This window comes from Vibrio sp. YT-15 (genome assembly GCF_033337445.1).
Lineage (GTDB): Bacteria > Pseudomonadota > Gammaproteobacteria > Enterobacterales > Vibrionaceae > Vibrio > Vibrio alginolyticus.
In genome coordinates this window covers 1-18,407 of sequence record NZ_JAWOQR010000018.1, presented here as the reverse complement: position 1 = coordinate 18,407, position 18,407 = coordinate 1, and the positions used below count along the sequence as shown (strand labels likewise).

Here is an 18,407-nt window from a genome sequence, read left to right as displayed (position 1 = left end):
TCTCTTTTTATAGCGATTTTTCAAACACTCCAATCCTAAGCGACTCGATTGAGCACCGAACGCAGCTTAAGCGGCTTAACTGGCTTAGCAATAAAGATGAACCCATTTGCTTTGATGCCATCAAGCATATCATCGGTACGATCTGCACTGATGATGACGCCTTCAAAGCTGTGGCCTAATCTCAGGCGGCATTGCTGTAGCACTTCTAAACCAGTACGACCATCATCAAGTCGGTAATCGGAGAAAATTACATCCGGAATCCAACCATCCTCAAGCGCTTGTAGACTTTCAACTAAATCAATCGCAACTCGTGTATCGCAACCCCATCGGGAAAGTAAGTTTTCCATGCCGACTAGAATGTCAGGCTCATTATCGACACATAGGATTCTCAGATGACCAAGTTCAGATTGCTTATTCATCGCCACGTGAACTGGATGAGGCTGAACATGATCAGCTTTATCTAGGGTGATGGAAAAAACACTGCCTTTTCCAACCCAAGAGCGCATCGAAATTTCATGCCCAAGTACCTGAGCAATTCCTTTCGAAATCGCCAAACCAAGTCCGAGACCTTGGTCGGAACGAACTTGAGTTCCGCGATTAAACTCTTCAAAAATCTCTTGCTGCTTCTCTTCTTCAATCCCCACTCCATTATCCCATACATCTATACGCACTCGCCCTTTCACGCGGCGAACACCGAGTGCGACTTTGCCATTCGGGTTATAACGAAACGCATTGGTCAGGAAGTTTTGCACCACACGGCGCAGCAGTTTGGGATCCGACTTAACCATGAGTGAGGACGGAATCATGGTGAACTCTATACCTTGCTGTTTGGCTAACGCACTAAACTCAGCATTCAAATTCGACAACACATCATTTAACGCAAAGCCGTGCACGTTGACTTCCAACTTGCCCGATTCCAAACGCGAGATATCCAGCAAATCTCCAATTAAGTCTTCGGCAGCCTCTAAAGCACTTTCAATGTGTGCTGACAGCTTTTTGGCTTCGCTGTCTTTGGCGACTTCCGATAGTGAAGATGCAAATAGACGCGCCGCGTTGAGCGGTTGCATCAAGTCATGGCTTACTGCCGCCAAGAACCGTGATTTGGACTTCGATTCCAAATCCGAGCGCTGCGTCGCTTCCACCAGCTGCTTGTTAAGTTGTTCTAATTCTCGAGTCCGCAGACGTACCCTTTCTTCCAATGTCTCGTTGGCGTCTTTCAGTGCTTGCTCTGCATCACGGAATACGGTGATGTCGGTAAAGCTCATCACAAAGCCACCACCTGGCATTGGGTTACCTTGCACCTCTATCACGCGACCATCGGGACGAACCCGAGAAGAGGTGTGCCGAGTCCCTTGCTCAAGGTGATAAACACGGCGACGGACGTGGTCATCAGGGTCACCAGGGCCACACAACCCCTGCTCTGCATTGTGCCGAATCACATCCGCAATCGGTCGACCTACTTGAATCAGGCCTGGCGGAAATTCAAAGAGTTCTAAATAGCGTTGGTTCCACGCTACCAAGCGTAGTTGCTTATCGACGACCGCAATACCTTGTCCAATATGCTCAATCGCGCCTTGGAGTAAACCCCGACTAAAATCGTACAGTTCAGAGGCTTCATCGACGATAGTCGCCACCTCTTCAAGCTGCATGTTTCTTCCTTGCAGAGCGGAAGTAAGTACTAACTTAGCAGAAGATGCTCCAAATACCCCTGCTAGCACACGCTCCGTATGCCGAATCAGAGAAGATGGCGCTTGTTGATTCGGCATCAACTCTTCTCGTTGCTGGCTCCAGTAGGCTTGAAACGCCGCTTTAACTCGCGTTCGTCCTACAAATCTGGACGCTAGCATTTCCAGTTCTGCAACCGTAACGCGGCTCTGGTACAGACTCATATTTTCGCTTTCAGGCAACGGTGTACCAACGAATGATGCCGATTGTAAGCGCTCACTTAGGCTTGGTCGGGTAGCCATAGAAACCACAACAAAACACACTGCATTAGCGACCACACTGAGGATCATCCCCCAATCTGAAATCGCGATATCAAAGCTAGCCAATACCTCTGGTGGCGTAATCAACCAGATCAGGAAGTTATTACTGGCGTCTCCGGCAAGCATGTCTGTTTGGCTCATTAACGTAATCAACCAGGTAGCAAAACCCACTGCGAGGCCAACATACACGCCTTTCTTATTCCCTTGACGCCAATACATACCGCCAACCAGCGCAGGAGCGAATTGCGTGATAGCCGCGAACGAGAGAAAGCCGATAGCAGACAGTGAATGAATGGTGTCCAACGCTTGATAGAAACACCACGCGCCAATCAACAAAACTAAAATCAAACCACGGCGGATCCGCAGTAATAATTCAGAAAAATGGTGATGGTTACGCTGCGTCAGTCGCATGCGACGCAATAGCAATGGCATAACCAAGTCATTCGAGACCATGATCGCTAAGGCAATCGTCGATACGATAACCATGCCACTTGCCGCTGAAGTACCGCCTAGAAACGCAAGTAAGGCGATTTCACTCGCCCCTACCGACATCGGCACACTGATGACATAAGTATCAGGCGAAGCGCCACTCAAGAGACCTTGCCCTACCCATGCAATAGGTAAGACAAAAATCCCCATTAAGATCAGATAAATGGGGAACAACCAACGCGCCACGTGCAAATCTTGAGCACGTTCATTTTCCACGACCATCGTATGGAATTGTCGCGGAAGGCAAACTATCGCCAGCATCGTGAGTACAGTATGAATCAATATAGTCGGGATATTTGGTGACTGATACGTCTGTGCGGCAACATCAATTAAGCTCAAACTCTCGGTGTTCATCGCCAACCAAACAATGAAGACACCGACCACTAAAAAAGCCAGCAGTTTGATAATGGATTCGAAGGCAATTGCCATCATCATCCCACGATGGTGTTCCGTGTTATCAATGTGGCGGGTACCGAATAGCATCGTAAAAATCGCCAATGCGACCACAACAAACCACGACACGCTATCATTTTGATAACCAAAATCAGTAGCCAGCTCTGGAGCAATGATTTCAAGCCCCATAGTGATACCACGCAGCTGTAAAGCGATGTACGGCAAAATTCCCGCAACCGCTATGAGCGTAACAACCACGGCCAAACCTTGGGATTTACCGTAGCGTGCTCCGATAAAGTCAGCAATCGACGTGATGTGTTCCCGTTTAGCAATCAAAATAAGCCGAGCTAAAACGCGCCATCCGATGGTAAACACTAAAATGGGGGCAATATAGATGGGCAAGAAAGACCAAGGGTTACTGCTGGCCTGCCCGACCGTGCCGTAGAAGGTCCACGATGTACAGTACACCGCAATGGAAAGGCTATAAATCCAAGGCCGCCAGCGCGCTAGCCACCTTTTCTGAATGTCGCCGTACCACGCGATGATAAATAAAGCTCCCAAATACGCTAAAGAAACGGGAACCACCAGCCATCCTTGCATCCGATATCCTTTCTTGCCTTTCTTGCTACTTTTAAAGCAAGAGAATAAAAAAACCTCTCCATGAGGGAGAGGTTTCATTTAACACTGCTTTGATAAAGGAGACAAAGCTTAGTTTTTAACCTTTGTTACATAAGTCTAATTCTGTGTTTCAAGTGGCTTGTCTGATACATCAACCACCTGATGTGGGTCTTGCGAATCAAGCTTGATGAACAGAGCCAATAACCCCATCGCGGCCATGCCCCAGAACACAAGCGGTCCCCAGTGCTCATAACCCCAGCCACTCAATACGGTCATTAACGCGATAAATGCGCCCAACGGAATCGCGTTATACAACGCTTGCAACGCTACGATCTTATTTTCTTCGGAGTTTTGGATATATTGGATCGCGGCAATGTGCGCGGTAGCGAAAGTCACACCATGCAATAGTTGAACAATCACCAAAGCAATAATTGATGTTGTCGACGCCGTAATACCCCAACGCATCATTACACCAACGGCAGCAGCAATAAACAGCGCGCGTATTGACCAACCTACGAATAAACGCTTACTCAGTGCAAACACTGCCACTTCTGCGGCCACCCCCAAGCTCCATAAGTAGCCAATGACATCTTCCGAGTGACCAGCGGCCTTCCAGTGAATCGCACTAAAGCCGTAGTAAGCCGCATGACTGCCCTGAATTAGTGACACCAACACTAAGAATTTTAGTATCGGCTTGTCGGTCAAAAGAGCGGTCAGCTTTGGACGTTCTGCGCTTTGCCCACCGTGCGTTACAGGCATTGGGTTAGTCGGTCGCATAGCAAACAGCAACGAGATAAACACGCCGAACATCGCAGTGTACAAGATCATATCGGAGCCAAATTCAGCCACCAGGTAGCCCACTGCCGTCGAGCCTGCGATAAAGGCGATCGAACCCCATAGCCGCGTGCGGCCATAATCGAGCATTTTCAGGCGAGCGTAGTAATTTGCCATCGCGTCCGACAACGGAATAATCGGTCCACAACAAAGATTGAACAACACTGTCGCTAGTGCCATTAACCAAAAGCTACCACCCGTAAAAAAGTGAAATCCAACAAAAAGGAGGGCAGCGAAACTCAACCAACGTAAAGCAGGCATAAGATGTTCGACTTTGTGTACTCGTGGGGTGATCACGATATTGGCAACACAACGTGTCGCAAGGCCTAACCCGACCAGCAAACCGATATCTGTCGAAGATACGCCCTGATCCTTAAACCAAAGTGACCAAAATGGCAGATACACGCCATACGCAAAGAAGAATCCGAGAAAGTACTGGGAAATCCAGCCATACGGAGAAGGTTTCAACATTACTAATATCCTAAAACGGGAACACCAACGTTCGAGCCGGGAATTATGGATCGCCATGCGTATTATAAAAAGGGAAGAATAAGAAACTTATCGTTTCCTCGATGGAATACTAACTTTGCGACATTTGGCATCTTCAAACGAAAACATCGTAATTTAGACCAAAGTCGTCTGGCTTCCGGTAAGAAATTTGTCAGACTTAGAGAGTGTTCCTTCCATCATTATTGGGTGTTCTCATGCCTGACAAATTTAACATGCAATCTCCACCGTTCGATCGCTTAACTGAAGCACAACAATCGCGACTGCGATCGTCTCTGGACGTCGCCTACTATCGAGCTCGAGATGTTATTTTATCCTGCGGACAGAAGAACCCCCACTTACATATTCTGATCAAAGGCGCGGTAGAAGAGCGCTCCAACGATCAACAGGAAGTGTTCGCACATTATGCCAACGACGATATGTTCGATGTACGCTCGTTACTTGAAGACAAGGTACGTCATCACTACATCGCGCTTGAGGACACGCTCTCTTACCTACTGCCGAAAGAAATTTTCCTTGCCCTTTACAACGAAAATGGCCAGTTTGCAGCCTATTTCGATAACAATTTATCGAAACGGCAAGAGCTCATCGAAGCGGCCCATCAACAGCAAAACTTAGCGGAGTTTATTCTCACTAAAGTTGACCGCAGCATTTATCACCCACCGATGATCCTTGAACCAAATACACCAATTAACGAGGTAACACGTTCCTTAAAAGAAAATGGGATTGACGCTGCATTGGTTCAACTCCATGGCGATGATCCACGATTGGAAAAATGGCCATCAGCCCACCCGTACGCAATAGTGACTCGTACTAATATGCTGCATTCTGTGATGATAGATGGTTGCGCGCTCGACACACCAGTGGGTGAGATCGCGAGCTTTCCTGTTTATCACGTTGATGATGGTGACTTTCTATTCAACGCCATGATCACAATGACCAGAAATAGAATGAAACGCCTCATGGTATGTGAAGGCAACAGAGCCGTCGGCATGCTGGATATGACCCAAATTCTCAGCGCGTTCTCAACCCACTCTCACGTGTTAACGCTCAGTATTGCTCGAGCAAGCAGCGTGGAAGAGCTCGCTTTGGCCTCAAACCGCCAACGTCAATTGGTCGAGAGCTTATTGAAAAACGGCATCCGCACTCGCTTCATCATGGAGCTTATCTCAGCCGTAAACGAACAAATTATCGAGAAAGCGTTCGAGTTAGTGATACCACCAGCCTTGCACGACCATTGTTGCTTGATCGTACTCGGCTCTGAAGGCCGAGGAGAGCAAATTCTCAAAACCGATCAAGACAATGCCCTGATTATTCAAGATGGTCTGGAATGGCCTCATTGCGAACAAGTGATGCAATCCTTCACACACACCCTACAACAGCTCGGTTATCCACTTTGCCCTGGTAAAGTGATGGTTAACAACCCGAAATGGGTCAAAACACAGCAAGAATGGATAAGCACCCTAAACCACTGGATAGCTAAAGCCGAACCAGAACAAATCATGGACTTAGCCATTTTCAGTGACGCCCATGCTGTTGCTGGGAATTGCGAGCTGCTGGCTCCAATTGCGGCGCATCTTCGTGACACAATGAAAGATCGCATGTTGATATTGTCTGACTTTACTCGCCCTGCCTTGCAGTTTTCGGTGCCCCTAACTCTATTTGGCAACGTAAAAAGTGCTAAAGACGGATTGGACATTAAACGCGGCGGTATTTTCCCAATTGTACACGGCATTCGCGCCTTGTCTTTGGAGTATGCCATTGAAGAGAAGAACACGTTTGAACGCATTGAAGCTCTGAGAAATAAGCGCATCTTAGAATCCGAAACGGCAGATAATCTCAACGAAGCACTTAAATTGTTCTTTAAACTTCGTCTTAATCAGCAACTCAAAAAGCAAGAAGCGTTGAATAACATTGATATTAAACAACTGGATAGAACTGAGCGTGATTTGCTTCGCCACAGCTTACATGTGGTGAAGAAATTTAAGCAATTTTTAGGCTTCCATTATCAAATTCGTGATTAACCCTGATTTTCATAAATCACAGAGGCGTAAGCAATGAACTGGTTACAACGCAAATACTGGCATTACAAATTGAAAGGCTCGCCTTATCAGTCGCTGTTTTGCACGCCAGATAAAACAGAATACGTCTCTCTTGACTGCGAAACCACCAGCCTTGACCCAAATCGCGCCGAGCTGGTGACTATTGCAGCCACCAAGATCATCGACAACCGCATCATCACCAGTCAACCATTTGAAGTCCGCTTACGCGCGCCGCAATCGCTCGACTCAGGCTCGGTCAAGATCCATCGAATTCGCCACCAAGACTTAGTCGATGGCATCAGTGAAAAAGAGGCGCTGCTCGAGCTGCTCGACTTTATCGGCAACCGACCACTTGTGGGCTATCACATTCGTTACGATAAAAAGATCTTAGACCTTGCTTGTCTGAGGCAACTTGGCTTCCCACTTCCTAACCCACTCATCGAGGTCAGTCAGATTTATCACGATAAGTTGGAACGACATTTGCCGAATGCCTATTTCGACTTAAGTCTGGATGCCATTTGTAAACACCTCGAACTTCCTATCCAAGACAAACACGACGCCTTGCAAGACGCGATTTCTGCCGCTTTGGTCTTTGTCCGCTTAACGAAAGGCGATTTACCCAACCTAACCGCACCGTATACATAAAAATCAGTTGACCTAGCTCCCAGAAATACTTTTGTTTCAGCGATTTCCCGGCGCTTCTATCACTCTCATCCTAAAGTCTAATTGTGGAATTACGCGCGGTGACTGACAGTTATAAGCACAACGTCGTCATTACCACGACCAAGTTATTTAGAACCAAAAAACAGCCCTACAAAAATATATTCAAAATCTTATCTAGATTGGTGTAAGGCCGAGAAATAAGGCACAAGGAGAGAAGCCATGAGCGAAGCCCACGTTTATCCGGTAAAAGAAAATATTAAAACTCATACACACGCGGATAATGATACTTACTTAGCCATGTATCAGCAGTCGGTAACCGATCCAGAGGGCTTCTGGAACGAACACGGCAAAATCGTTGATTGGATCAAACCTTTCACCAAAGTAAAAAGCACTTCTTTCGACACTGGCCATGTTGATATTCGCTGGTTTGAAGATGGCACACTGAACGTCTCGGCTAACTGTATTGACCGTCATCTTGCAGAACACGGGGACGACGTCGCCATCATTTGGGAAGGCGATGATCCAGCCGACGACAAAACACTCACTTTCAACGAACTGCACAAAGAAGTGTGTAAATTCTCCAACGCATTGAAAGAGCAAGGCGTACGCAAGGGCGACGTGGTGTGTCTATACATGCCAATGGTGCCAGAAGCCGCTGTGGCTATGCTCGCTTGTACCCGTATTGGTGCGGTTCACACCGTAGTATTTGGCGGTTTCTCACCAGAAGCGCTATCCGGCCGTATCATCGACTCTGACGCTAAAGTCGTGATCACCGCAGACGAAGGCGTACGTGGCGGACGCGCTGTTCCACTGAAAAAGAACGTGGATGAAGCACTAACCAACCCAGACGTAAAAACCATCAATAAAGTCGTCGTGCTTAAACGTACAGGTGGTAATGTTGAATGGCATGAACACCGTGATGTTTGGTGGCACGAAGCAACAGCCAACGTTTCTGACGTTTGCCCACCAGAAGAGATGAAAGCCGAAGACCCGCTGTTCATCCTCTACACATCTGGCTCGACAGGTAAACCTAAAGGCGTACTACATACTACAGGCGGTTACCTCGTCTACGCGGCAATGACCTTTAAATATGTCTTCGATTATCAACCAGGTGAAACCTTCTGGTGTACCGCGGATGTGGGCTGGATTACAGGCCATACTTACCTAATTTATGGTCCACTAGCGAACGGGGCCAAAACCATTCTGTTTGAAGGTGTTCCAAACTACCCAAGCACGGCTCGTATGAGTGAAGTGGTTGATAAGCACCAAGTGAACATTCTCTACACTGCGCCAACCGCTATTCGTGCACTAATGGCAAAAGGTAACGAAGCGGTAGCAGGGACATCTCGTTCAAGCTTACGTGTGATGGGTTCAGTAGGTGAGCCTATCAACCCTGAAGCGTGGGAGTGGTACTACAAAACGATTGGTAACGAGAGCTCGCCTATCGTTGATACTTGGTGGCAAACAGAGACCGGCGGTATCTTAATTGCACCACTACCAGGTGCAACAGACTTAAAACCAGGCTCAGCAACTCGACCATTCTTCGGAGTCCAACCTGCACTGGTTGACAACATGGGCAACATCATTGAAGAAACCGCAGCAGAAGGTAACTTGGTGATCCTTGATTCATGGCCAGGTCAGATGCGCACTGTTTATGGCGACCACGAGCGCTTTGAACAGACCTACTTCTCAACCTTCAAGGGAATGTACTTTACTAGTGATGGAGCTCGTCGTGACGAAGACGGTTACTACTGGATCACGGGCCGTGTTGATGACGTACTAAACGTGTCGGGTCACCGCATGGGTACCGCTGAAATAGAATCGGCTCTTGTCGCACATCATAAAATTGCTGAGGCCGCTATTGTGGGCATTCCGCATGATATCAAAGGCCAAGCTATCTACGCTTACATTACCTTGAACGATGGTGAATTCCCGTCAGCAGAGCTACACAAAGAAGTGAAAGATTGGGTGCGTAAAGAAATTGGTCCAATTGCAACACCAGATGTACTGCACTGGACGGATTCCTTACCGAAGACTCGTTCTGGTAAGATCATGCGTCGAATCCTGCGTAAAATTGCAACGGGTGATACTAGCAACCTCGGAGACACATCAACGCTTGCCGATCCGAGCGTTGTAGATAAACTTATCGCAGAGAAAGCAGAATTGGCATAAATTCAACCAACTGTTTTAAAAGCACTTTAAAAACCGCCATCACTCATGGCGGTTTTTTGCTTTAGTGCACAAATTGGCCACACAAAAAATATGGCAATTATGTTGTTTTTGTTAACTTGGTTACAGAAACGAGAGTGGCTATTAGGAGATTAGACCAGTAAATTGCTGCTAATTGCTATGAATTAGCTATAATCTTGGTCGATTTTTTAAAATTTGCTCGGTTTTAACAAAAAAATCGTGCTGAACTATCGTATATTTGGGAATATAAACGTTCCACTCACGATAAGGGAAGATAGCAACACAATGTCTGCAAAGTCACGGATTCTTGTTCTAAACGGACCAAATCTTAATCTATTGGGTCTGCGCGAACCGACACACTATGGTCACAGTACCTTAGCTCAAGTTGTGGATACTCTTACAGAGCAAGCCCATAATGCTGGGGTAGAACTGGAACACCTACAATCAAATCGTGAGTACGAACTGATTGAAGCCATTCACGCTGCCTATGGCAAGATTGACTTCATCATCATCAATCCAGCGGCTTTCACTCATACTAGTGTGGCGCTGCGAGATGCATTACTTGGCGTCGCCATCCCATTTATTGAGGTGCACTTATCAAATGTGCACGCACGTGAACCATTCCGTCATCACTCTTACCTGTCAGATAAAGCAGAGGGTGTGATTTGCGGTTTAGGCGCACAAGGTTATGAATTTGCTCTGTCTGCAGCGATCAATAAGCTACAGGCAAAGTAACCCTAACACTCTGCAACCCTACGAGGGTTGTCTTAATCACAAGATAAAAGAGAAAGAAAAGATGGATATTCGTAAAATCAAGAAGCTAATTGAGTTAGTTGAAGAGTCTGGCATTGCTGAGCTAGAGATCTCTGAAGGTGAAGAGTCAGTGCGCATCAGCCGTCATGGCACTGCAGCCCCTCAAGCACCAATTCACTACGCAGCAGCTCCAGCGGCGGCACCTGCTCCAGTAGCAGCGGCACCAGTAGCGGAAGCGCCAGCAGCGGAAGCGCCAGCAGCAGAAGCTCCAGCAGCAACACCTGCAGGTCACCAAGTTCTTTCTCCAATGGTTGGTACTTTCTACCGCTCTCCAAGCCCAGACTCTAAAGCATTCGTAGAAGTGGGTCAGAAAGTAAATGCTGGCGATACTCTATGTATTGTTGAAGCAATGAAAATGATGAACCAAATCGAAGCGGACAAATCTGGCGTTGTTACAGCAATCCTAGCTGAAGACGGCCAACCAGTTGAATTCGACCAACCTCTTGTTGTAATCGAATAAGCGGGGCTTGCCTTATGCTAGACAAAGTAGTCATCGCGAACCGAGGTGAAATTGCACTTCGTATTCTTCGCGCTTGTAAAGAATTAGGTATTAAGACCGTCGCTGTTCACTCAACAGCGGACCGCGATCTTAAGCACGTACTACTCGCAGACGAAACCGTATGTATCGGCCCTGCTCGTGGTATCGACAGCTACCTAAACATTCCACGCATCATTTCTGCAGCAGAAGTGACTGGTGCTGTGGCTATCCACCCAGGTTACGGCTTCCTGTCTGAGAACGCAGACTTCGCAGAGCAAGTTGAGCGCAGTGGTTTCATCTTCGTTGGTCCAAAGGCAGACACTATCCGCCTAATGGGCGATAAAGTATCTGCTATCAATGCAATGAAGAAAGCAGGCGTTCCTTGTGTACCGGGTTCTGACGGCCCTCTAGACAATGACGAAGAGAAAAACAAAGCATTTGCTAAGCGCATTGGTTACCCAGTAATCATCAAAGCATCTGGCGGCGGCGGCGGTCGTGGTATGCGTGTTGTTCGCGCAGAGAAAGACCTTATCCAAGCCATTGCAATGACACGTGCTGAAGCAAAAGCGGCGTTCAACAATGACATGGTTTACATGGAGAAATTCCTAGAAAACCCTCGTCACGTTGAAGTTCAGGTTATTGCTGACGGTCAAGGCGGCGCAATCCACCTTGGTGAGCGTGACTGTTCAATGCAACGTCGTCACCAAAAAGTAGTGGAAGAAGCTCCAGCACCTGGTATCACCGAAGAAATGCGTAAGTACATCGGTGAACGCTGTACTCGTGCATGTATCGAGATCGGTTACCGCGGCGCAGGTACGTTTGAATTCCTATACGAGAACGGTGAGTTCTACTTCATCGAAATGAACACTCGTATTCAGGTAGAGCACCCAGTAACAGAGATGGTTACTGGCATCGACCTAATCAAAGAACAGCTTCGTGTTGCAGCGGGTCAGCCTCTGTCATTCACTCAAGATGATATTAAGATCCGTGGCCATGCGATTGAGTGTCGTATCAACGCAGAAGACCCTGAGCGCTTCCTACCATCTCCGGGTAAGATCGAGCGTTTCCACGCTCCTGGCGGTATGGGTGTACGTTGGGAATCTCATATCTACACAGGCTACACAGTACCACCTCATTACGATTCAATGATTGGTAAACTGATCACTTACGGTGAGAACCGTGATGTAGCGATTGCACGTATGAAAAACGCACTGGGTGAGATGATCATCGAAGGCATCAAAACTAACGTGCCACTGCAATTCTCCATTATGAATGACGAAAACTTCCAACACGGTGGTGCAAACATCCACTACCTAGAGAAGAAGCTTGGCTTACAATAAGCCTAAGCAAACGTCTTAAAAAATGCCCACTCCCGTGGGCATTTTTGTTTTATATGTACGCAAAGGGCTCAACATATAAATCGGCTTATTTGGGTATATACTCAAACAAATCGTAGAGTTCTGGTAAACTCTGCGCCACTTCATTCACTTTAAGAGCAAAAACCAATGCCTTGGATTCAAATCAAACTCAACGCGACCAATGAAAACGCTGAGCAAATCGGCGATATGCTAATGGAAGAGACTGGCGCGCTGTCTGTTACATTCTTAGACGCGCAGGATACACCTGTATTCGAACCTCTACCTGGCGAAACTCGCTTATGGGGCGATACTGATATTCTGGCACTGTATGATGCAGAAGCAGACACTAACTTCATCATCGACCAAATTAAAGCGAGCAATATGCTGGCTGACAATTTTGCTTACAAAATAGAACAGCTTGAAGATAAAGACTGGGAACGCGAATGGATGGAAAACTTCCACCCAATGAAATTTGGTGAACGCTTATGGATTTGTCCAAGCTGGCGCGACATTCCAGATCCTGACGCTGTTAATGTTATGTTGGATCCAGGCCTTGCATTCGGTACGGGTACTCACCCTACAACAGCACTTTGTCTTGAGTGGCTAGAAAGCATGGACTTAAGCGGTAAGACCGTTATCGACTTCGGTTGTGGCTCAGGTATTCTTGCGATCGCAGCGATCAAACTGGGCGCTGAAAAAGTGATAGGGATCGACATTGATCCTCAAGCCCTGCTTGCTTCAAAAGACAATGCTGAGCGTAATGGCGTTGCAGACAAACTAGAAGTTTACTTACCGCAAAATCAACCAGAAGGTCTCGTCGCTGACGTCGTTGTGGCCAACATCCTTGCGGGACCTTTACGTGAACTTGCACCTATCATCAAAGGACTAGTTAAGCCAAATGGCGACCTCGCTATGTCCGGCGTATTAGACACTCAAGCTGAAGATGTTGCGAACTATTACCGTGACGAGCTTCACATTGACCCGATTGTTGAGCAAAGTGAATGGTGTCGCATCTCTGGTCGTAAGCAAGGCTAGACAAGGTTTTCAGAGCTAATTGTTTGAAATTCATACAATTTACAAAAACAATTTGTAAATGCTCAAATATTAGTCTTTTCACGCAGTAAAAAAATGCGTAAAATGCGCGCCCTTGCTGGTACAGAACTGTGATGACGTTTTGAAAATCGGAAACTATCAACTTAAGAACAATCTAATCGTAGCCCCTATGGCTGGTGTAACGGATAGACCGTTTCGCGAGTTGTGTCTTCGCTATGGTGCGGGAATGGCCGTCAGTGAAATGATGTCTGCTAACCCAAAACTATGGGGAACGTCAAAGTCGAAACAGCGCATGGTACACGAGGGCGAATCGGGCATTCGCTCTGTACAGATTGCGGGTTCCGATCCACAGCTTATGGCGGACGCAGCTCAATTCAGTGTTGAGAACGGTGCACAAATCATCGACATCAACATGGGCTGCCCGGCAAAAAAAGTGAATAAGAAGCTAGCGGGCTCTGCTCTGCTTCAATACCCAAACATTATCGAAGAGATTTTGAAAGCGGTCGTGAATGCAGTGGACGTTCCTGTAACGTTAAAGACTCGAACTGGCTGGGATACAGACAACAAGAACTGTGTCCAGATCGCTAAATTAGCCGAAAACTGCGGCATACAAGCTCTTGCTCTGCATGGCAGAACGAAAGCATGTATGTACAAAGGTGAGGCCGAATATGACAGCATTAAAGCGGTAAAAGAGGCGATTTCAATTCCGGTTATCGCGAACGGTGATATCGATAGCCCGGAGAAAGCCAAATTTGTACTGGAGTACACCGGTGCGGACGCTTTAATGATTGGACGCCCTGCCCAGGGTCGTCCTTGGATTTTCCAGGAAATCCATCACTATTTGGAAAACGGCACCACAATGGAGGAACTTCCAACTGAGGAAGTGAAAACCATTATGCTTGGTCATGTAAATGCTCTGCATGAGTTTTATGGGGAGTTCTTAGGTCCACGTATCGCGCGCAAGCACGTTGGGTGGTACCTGAAAGAGCATGAACAGGCAAGTGAGTTTCGCCGTACCTTCAACGCTATCGACGCAGCTCCGCTGCAAATTGAAGCGTTAGAAGGTTATTTTGATAACGTTGCATCATAATTAAGAGAAGAGCTAGACCGAATATGTTCGAACAAAATCTGACTTCAGAAGCATTAACAGTAACTACAGTAACGTCACAAGACCAGATTACTCAGAAGCCTTTACGTGACTCTGTTAAAGCGTCTCTTAAAAACTACCTTGCTCAACTAAACGGCCAGGAAGTAACAGAACTATACGAATTAGTTCTAGCTGAAGTTGAACAGCCACTACTAGATACTATCATGCAGTACACTCGCGGTAACCAAACTCGCGCAGCAACTATGATGGGTATCAACCGCGGTACTCTTCGCAAGAAACTTAAGAAATACGGCATGAACTAAGACCGGCTTTCAAAAAGTATTTGGAACAAGCCGTTACCTTTTTAGATAACGGCTTTTCTTTATCTACTAAAACACTACGAATAACGCTCACTTTGTTCAGCATTACCAACTGGCTTTAATATAACTACCGCTGAGCCAAACAATAGGAAAGCCACGAAAGCGACCCATTCATTGCCTACAGAATACGCGAAGCCCGCCAAGGCAGACCAAATCGCGACACCAAAGTGCATCATACTCATTCCAGAAGACATCAGCACACCTCGATGTTCATCAGATAAGCTTGCTATATGTGCTTGTAACGCCGGAGAGCCTACCCCTCCAGCAAGAGACCAGAGCACTAGAGCTGGAAGATAAGCGGTAACCGTACTCATCTCATTTGAGAACACCCATGCACTGCAAGGTATGCACACCATTAAAGCCACTCGCATAACGGCTCGAGAGCTACCAAGCCAACGGCAAGCTCTCCCCACGCACATATTTCCAACCACACTCACGATCCCTAGAGCAGCATAAATAGCGCCCACCCAACCGAGCGCCAACTCGTTGGTATCTCGAATATGAAGGCCTATCAGGTTAAATACACCAATACCTCCCCCCAGGCCTAAACACATCGCTAGAATCGCCCTCAACGCGCCTGGAAGATGAATGACGTCTGTGATAGGTGGCAGAGTATCTGACTTCTTGGACTCATTATGCTTGTTGTTCATGGACACTACGCTCATGGCACCGACAAAAAGAGCCGCCACGCCCAAAATAATAAAAGCGGCACGCCATGATAAAAGCTGGGTCAACAATGCTCCGATCGCCGGGCTAGTTATCATACCTAGCGTTAATCCCGCCTGAACTATCACAATTTGACGCATCGCTCTATTACCCTTCGCGTCTCCCGCTAACGCGAATGCAATTGGTAACATGCCTGCACTTGCAATACCAGTGATCACACGAGTTGCAATAGCAAGTTCAAAATCATGAACTATGCCCGTCGTAATAGACGCAACCCCAAATACAAAGCAAGCAGGCACCATGATACGAATACGCCCAGCTCGGTCTGATAAACGGCCCAAGTAAGGAGCGAAAATTGCTATGGCTAAACTATATGCCGTAATAAATAAGGTCACCTGACTCGGTTGAACACTTAAATCATTTCCGATAGGTTCAAGAATAGATCCAAGCATCAACTCATCAGCACCAACAAGAAAAGCAACGAGAAATAGGATCATGGACTGCATCATAGCTCCACCTCCTGTTTTGTTTCCGATTCAGCACAAGTGAGCAACGAAATATCTAAAACTCTATCAGGCCAAGATTGCAAAAATGCCTTCTCATGAGATACCACAATCACGCTACCGGAAAAGCGCTGGAGAGCCTCTTTAAGCGCATTTTTACTGCTGCTATCCAAGTGTGTTGTTGGTTCGTCCAACAGCAAAACATTGCATTTCTGAACCGATAAACAACACAACTTCACCCGAGTTTGCTCACCACCGCTCAATGTATCTAAGTGGCGCTGCGTCTTATCCCCCGTAATCCCAAAGCGAGCTAATAGCTTGCGTGACTCTTTGCTTGAGATTGTTGGCGCACAAGAGCACAGCTCCTGTTCAGGTGTGTTCTGAGGATGGCGCCAAGACAAATCTTGAGAAAAATAACCAATCATTGCACCTTTTGCCAATACCACCTCACCAGAGAGTAGCTCGATCTCCCTCATCAGGGTTTTAAGTAAGGTCGACTTACCCACGCCGTTAAAACCAGCAACAACCAACTTTTCCCCGCGCGCTAACGTGATATCAAGCGCAGGAAGCAGAGGCTGCTGATAACCGATCATCAACGCTTTTGCGTCAATCACATACTGTTGCCCAATGGGCTGGTAAGCAAAGTCAAACATCGATACTTTCTCTACATTATTCAGTTGAATACGTTCGATTTTATCCAGTTTTTTCTTACGCCCTTTAGCAAGACTCGCGTTAACTCCAGCGCCATTTTTGGCAATAAATTGCTCTAACTTTCGAATTTCATTTTGCTGAGCCTTATATTGCTTTTCTATCAAAGCACCATCGTGATGCTTTTGCTGCATTGCTTTGACATAAGTGCCGCTGTATTTTCGAACCGTTTGATAATCAATATCACAAATACTGGTCGCTACTTGATTAAGGAAATCAACATCATGAGAAACCAGTAAAACTGTGCCAATGTAATCATTGAGAAACGTGACTAGCCATTCAATGTGCGGAGCATCAAGATAGTTTGTCGGCTCATCAAGAATTAACACATCGGGGTTGCGAAGTAACAACCTGCCTAAAAGGACTTTGTGCCTTTGACCGCCACTTAGCGAGATAAGCGGTGTATCTAAGCCAAATTGATAAATACCAAGACCTACAGCAACTCGTTCAATTTTGGTATTAATTGCATAGAAGTCTTCATCTTCTAAATATGCCTGTAGCCGAGCGACTTGGCTTAAAAGAGATGTAGAGTGAGACTCGGTCATCGCATGATACAAAGTCTAAAGCTTTTGCTCTGCAGCGTATAAACTCTCAAAAGAGCCCTTTAAACACTCATGAACTGTCAGCACATTATCGATCTTAAAATGTTTTCTAAATACCCCACCTCAAGGTTTGGTAACCATTCAATGCAGCCCTTATCTGCAGATAATTCACCGAAAAGCAGTTTCAATAAGGTGCTTTTTCCAACACCATTCGCTCCGGTGATACCTATTTTCTCTCCCACGTTAATACGAAAGGTCACGTTGTTGTATAACGTCTTATCAGCTATCTGATAAGACAAATTTTTAACTTGTAAAATACTCATGTTTTCAACCAAATAAAAAAGGGCCGGTGATCAATACCGGCCCTTATTTCAATACTGGGTAATGCTTTGTAGCTGCTTAACAGATACAAAAAGGCCGATGATGAAATATCACCGGCCATCTCTTCTCTTTTATCAGGTGTACAAGCTCCTGCGTATAACTTCAGCGAAGCTACCCACACATAAAACACCTGATGAAGATTAATTTAAGACTCCGAGCAACACTTCATCGCGTTTTTTGCACGGAGTTCAGCCTTCTTACAAAGCTTTTAAACAAGAGATATAACATGATTTACTGTCGAAAAAATATTCGATGTGAAGCGTACACCTTTAGAATAAAAAGTATCAGATAATTGTTAAAACTATCGTGACTTAGACGAAGACTAACAAGAAGAAAGGTTGCCTCAGCCAATTTGCTAGATAGACGATTTATAACAATCACAGTGTTGTTGCGCAGGAAAAATGCTTGGGACCAAGAATAAAACTTTCGATAAGTAGTTATTCTACAAAAATTTAAACGAAATTATCGAGTGTTATAACAAGCTAGAATAACCTGTCATGGACTGCGAGTGGTATTAGCCAACCAATATTAATATGAGCACGTATATCATTCACGTAATACATGATAGCGAATTCGTAGTTAGAATAGAGATTAGATAGGTACTGTAATAATAGCTAATATGTGCGTATATCAGCCATATAAACGAAAAAAGCCCCAGTCTTTCGACTGAGGCTTAATATAAGTGGCGGAGTGGACGGGACTCGAACCCGCGACCCC

12 protein-coding genes and 1 pseudogene are annotated in these 18,407 nt (G+C 46.2%); 9 read left to right on the top strand and 4 right to left on the bottom strand.

What is annotated here, in order from left to right; genetic code table 11:
• Positions 1-35: 35 nt before the first annotated feature.
• Together R7D93_RS22305 and R7D93_RS22300 are read right to left on the bottom strand one after the other, a co-directional pair.
• Positions 36-3,467, bottom strand: coding sequence for a PAS-domain containing protein (locus R7D93_RS22305; RefSeq protein ID WP_213868898.1), 3,432 nt, complete (start codon positions 3,465-3,467; stop codon positions 36-38).
• 135 nt (positions 3,468-3,602) lie between these two features.
• The gene (locus R7D93_RS22300; RefSeq protein ID WP_005382367.1) at positions 3,603-4,790 is read right to left on the bottom strand and encodes a 3-phenylpropionate MFS transporter; all 1,188 of its coding nucleotides are present in this window, start codon (positions 4,788-4,790) and stop codon (positions 3,603-3,605) included.
• A gap of 233 nt (positions 4,791-5,023) precedes the next feature.
• On the opposite strand from R7D93_RS22300, the gene R7D93_RS22295 reads away from it, so the two are divergent.
• The 9 genes from R7D93_RS22295 (at position 5,024) to fis (ending at position 14,833) form a co-directional block, all read left to right on the top strand.
• Entirely contained in the window at positions 5,024-6,850 is a 1,827-nt protein-coding gene (locus R7D93_RS22295; RefSeq protein ID WP_225497142.1) for a DUF294 nucleotidyltransferase-like domain-containing protein, read from the top strand.
• 33 nt (positions 6,851-6,883) lie between these two features.
• Positions 6,884-7,513 (top strand): 3'-5' exonuclease, encoded by a 630-nt coding sequence (locus R7D93_RS22290; RefSeq protein ID WP_005382363.1) that lies wholly within the window; start codon positions 6,884-6,886, stop codon positions 7,511-7,513.
• A gap of 237 nt (positions 7,514-7,750) precedes the next feature.
• Positions 7,751-9,703: an acetate--CoA ligase gene (gene acs, locus R7D93_RS22285; RefSeq protein WP_086047083.1), complete on the top strand. Its 1,953-nt coding sequence runs from the start codon at positions 7,751-7,753 to the stop codon at positions 9,701-9,703.
• Between the two features lie 303 nt (positions 9,704-10,006).
• Entirely contained in the window at positions 10,007-10,456 is a 450-nt protein-coding gene (gene aroQ, locus R7D93_RS22280; protein ID WP_005382360.1) for a type II 3-dehydroquinate dehydratase, read from the top strand.
• A 61-nt stretch (positions 10,457-10,517) separates the two neighbouring features.
• Entirely contained in the window at positions 10,518-10,994 is a 477-nt protein-coding gene (gene accB, locus R7D93_RS22275; RefSeq protein WP_225497144.1) for an acetyl-CoA carboxylase biotin carboxyl carrier protein, read from the top strand.
• A 14-nt stretch (positions 10,995-11,008) separates the two neighbouring features.
• Positions 11,009-12,352 (top strand): acetyl-CoA carboxylase biotin carboxylase subunit, encoded by a 1,344-nt coding sequence (accC, locus tag R7D93_RS22270; protein WP_005382509.1) that lies wholly within the window; start codon positions 11,009-11,011, stop codon positions 12,350-12,352.
• A 165-nt stretch (positions 12,353-12,517) separates the two neighbouring features.
• Positions 12,518-13,405: a 50S ribosomal protein L11 methyltransferase gene (prmA, locus tag R7D93_RS22265; RefSeq protein ID WP_136977005.1), complete on the top strand. Its 888-nt coding sequence runs from the start codon at positions 12,518-12,520 to the stop codon at positions 13,403-13,405.
• A gap of 139 nt (positions 13,406-13,544) precedes the next feature.
• Positions 13,545-14,513, top strand: a complete 969-nt coding sequence (gene dusB / locus R7D93_RS22260) for a tRNA dihydrouridine synthase DusB (RefSeq protein ID WP_005382505.1) — start codon at positions 13,545-13,547, stop codon at positions 14,511-14,513.
• 23 nt (positions 14,514-14,536) lie between these two features.
• On the top strand, positions 14,537-14,833 hold the full coding sequence (gene fis / locus R7D93_RS22255; RefSeq protein ID WP_000462885.1) for a DNA-binding transcriptional regulator Fis: 297 nt from the start codon (positions 14,537-14,539) through the stop codon (positions 14,831-14,833).
• A 74-nt stretch (positions 14,834-14,907) separates the two neighbouring features.
• Here fis and R7D93_RS22250 read toward each other — a convergent pair whose 3' ends face one another.
• Both R7D93_RS22250 and R7D93_RS22245 read right to left on the bottom strand, forming a co-directional pair.
• Positions 14,908-16,065: an MFS transporter gene (locus tag R7D93_RS22250; RefSeq protein ID WP_225497146.1), complete on the bottom strand. Its 1,158-nt coding sequence runs from the start codon at positions 16,063-16,065 to the stop codon at positions 14,908-14,910.
• Positions 16,062-17,632 (bottom strand): annotated as a pseudogene (locus R7D93_RS22245) (ABC-F family ATP-binding cassette domain-containing protein). Before R7D93_RS22245 ends, R7D93_RS22250 begins: the two are co-directional and overlap by 4 nt.
• Between the last annotated feature and the right edge of the window lie 775 nt (positions 17,633-18,407).

Excerpts from the sequence above, each read along its gene's own strand:
- R7D93_RS22250 (WP_225497146.1), bottom strand. The coding sequence starts at position 16,065 with ATGATGCAGTCCATGATCCTATTTCTCGTTGCTTTTCTTGTTGGTGCT.
- accC (WP_005382509.1), top strand. The coding sequence starts at position 11,009 with ATGCTAGACAAAGTAGTCATCGCGAACCGAGGTGAAATTGCACTTCGT.
- aroQ (WP_005382360.1), top strand. The coding sequence starts at position 10,007 with ATGTCTGCAAAGTCACGGATTCTTGTTCTAAACGGACCAAATCTTAAT.
- R7D93_RS22300 (WP_005382367.1), bottom strand. The coding sequence starts at position 4,790 with ATGTTGAAACCTTCTCCGTATGGCTGGATTTCCCAGTACTTTCTCGGA.
- acs (WP_086047083.1), top strand. The coding sequence starts at position 7,751 with ATGAGCGAAGCCCACGTTTATCCGGTAAAAGAAAATATTAAAACTCAT.
- fis (WP_000462885.1), top strand. The coding sequence starts at position 14,537 with ATGTTCGAACAAAATCTGACTTCAGAAGCATTAACAGTAACTACAGTA.
- R7D93_RS22290 (WP_005382363.1), top strand. The coding sequence starts at position 6,884 with ATGAACTGGTTACAACGCAAATACTGGCATTACAAATTGAAAGGCTCG.
- R7D93_RS22305 (WP_213868898.1), bottom strand. The coding sequence starts at position 3,467 with ATGCAAGGATGGCTGGTGGTTCCCGTTTCTTTAGCGTATTTGGGAGCT.
- R7D93_RS22295 (WP_225497142.1), top strand. The coding sequence starts at position 5,024 with ATGCCTGACAAATTTAACATGCAATCTCCACCGTTCGATCGCTTAACT.
- prmA (WP_136977005.1), top strand. The coding sequence starts at position 12,518 with ATGCCTTGGATTCAAATCAAACTCAACGCGACCAATGAAAACGCTGAG.
- accB (WP_225497144.1), top strand. The coding sequence starts at position 10,518 with ATGGATATTCGTAAAATCAAGAAGCTAATTGAGTTAGTTGAAGAGTCT.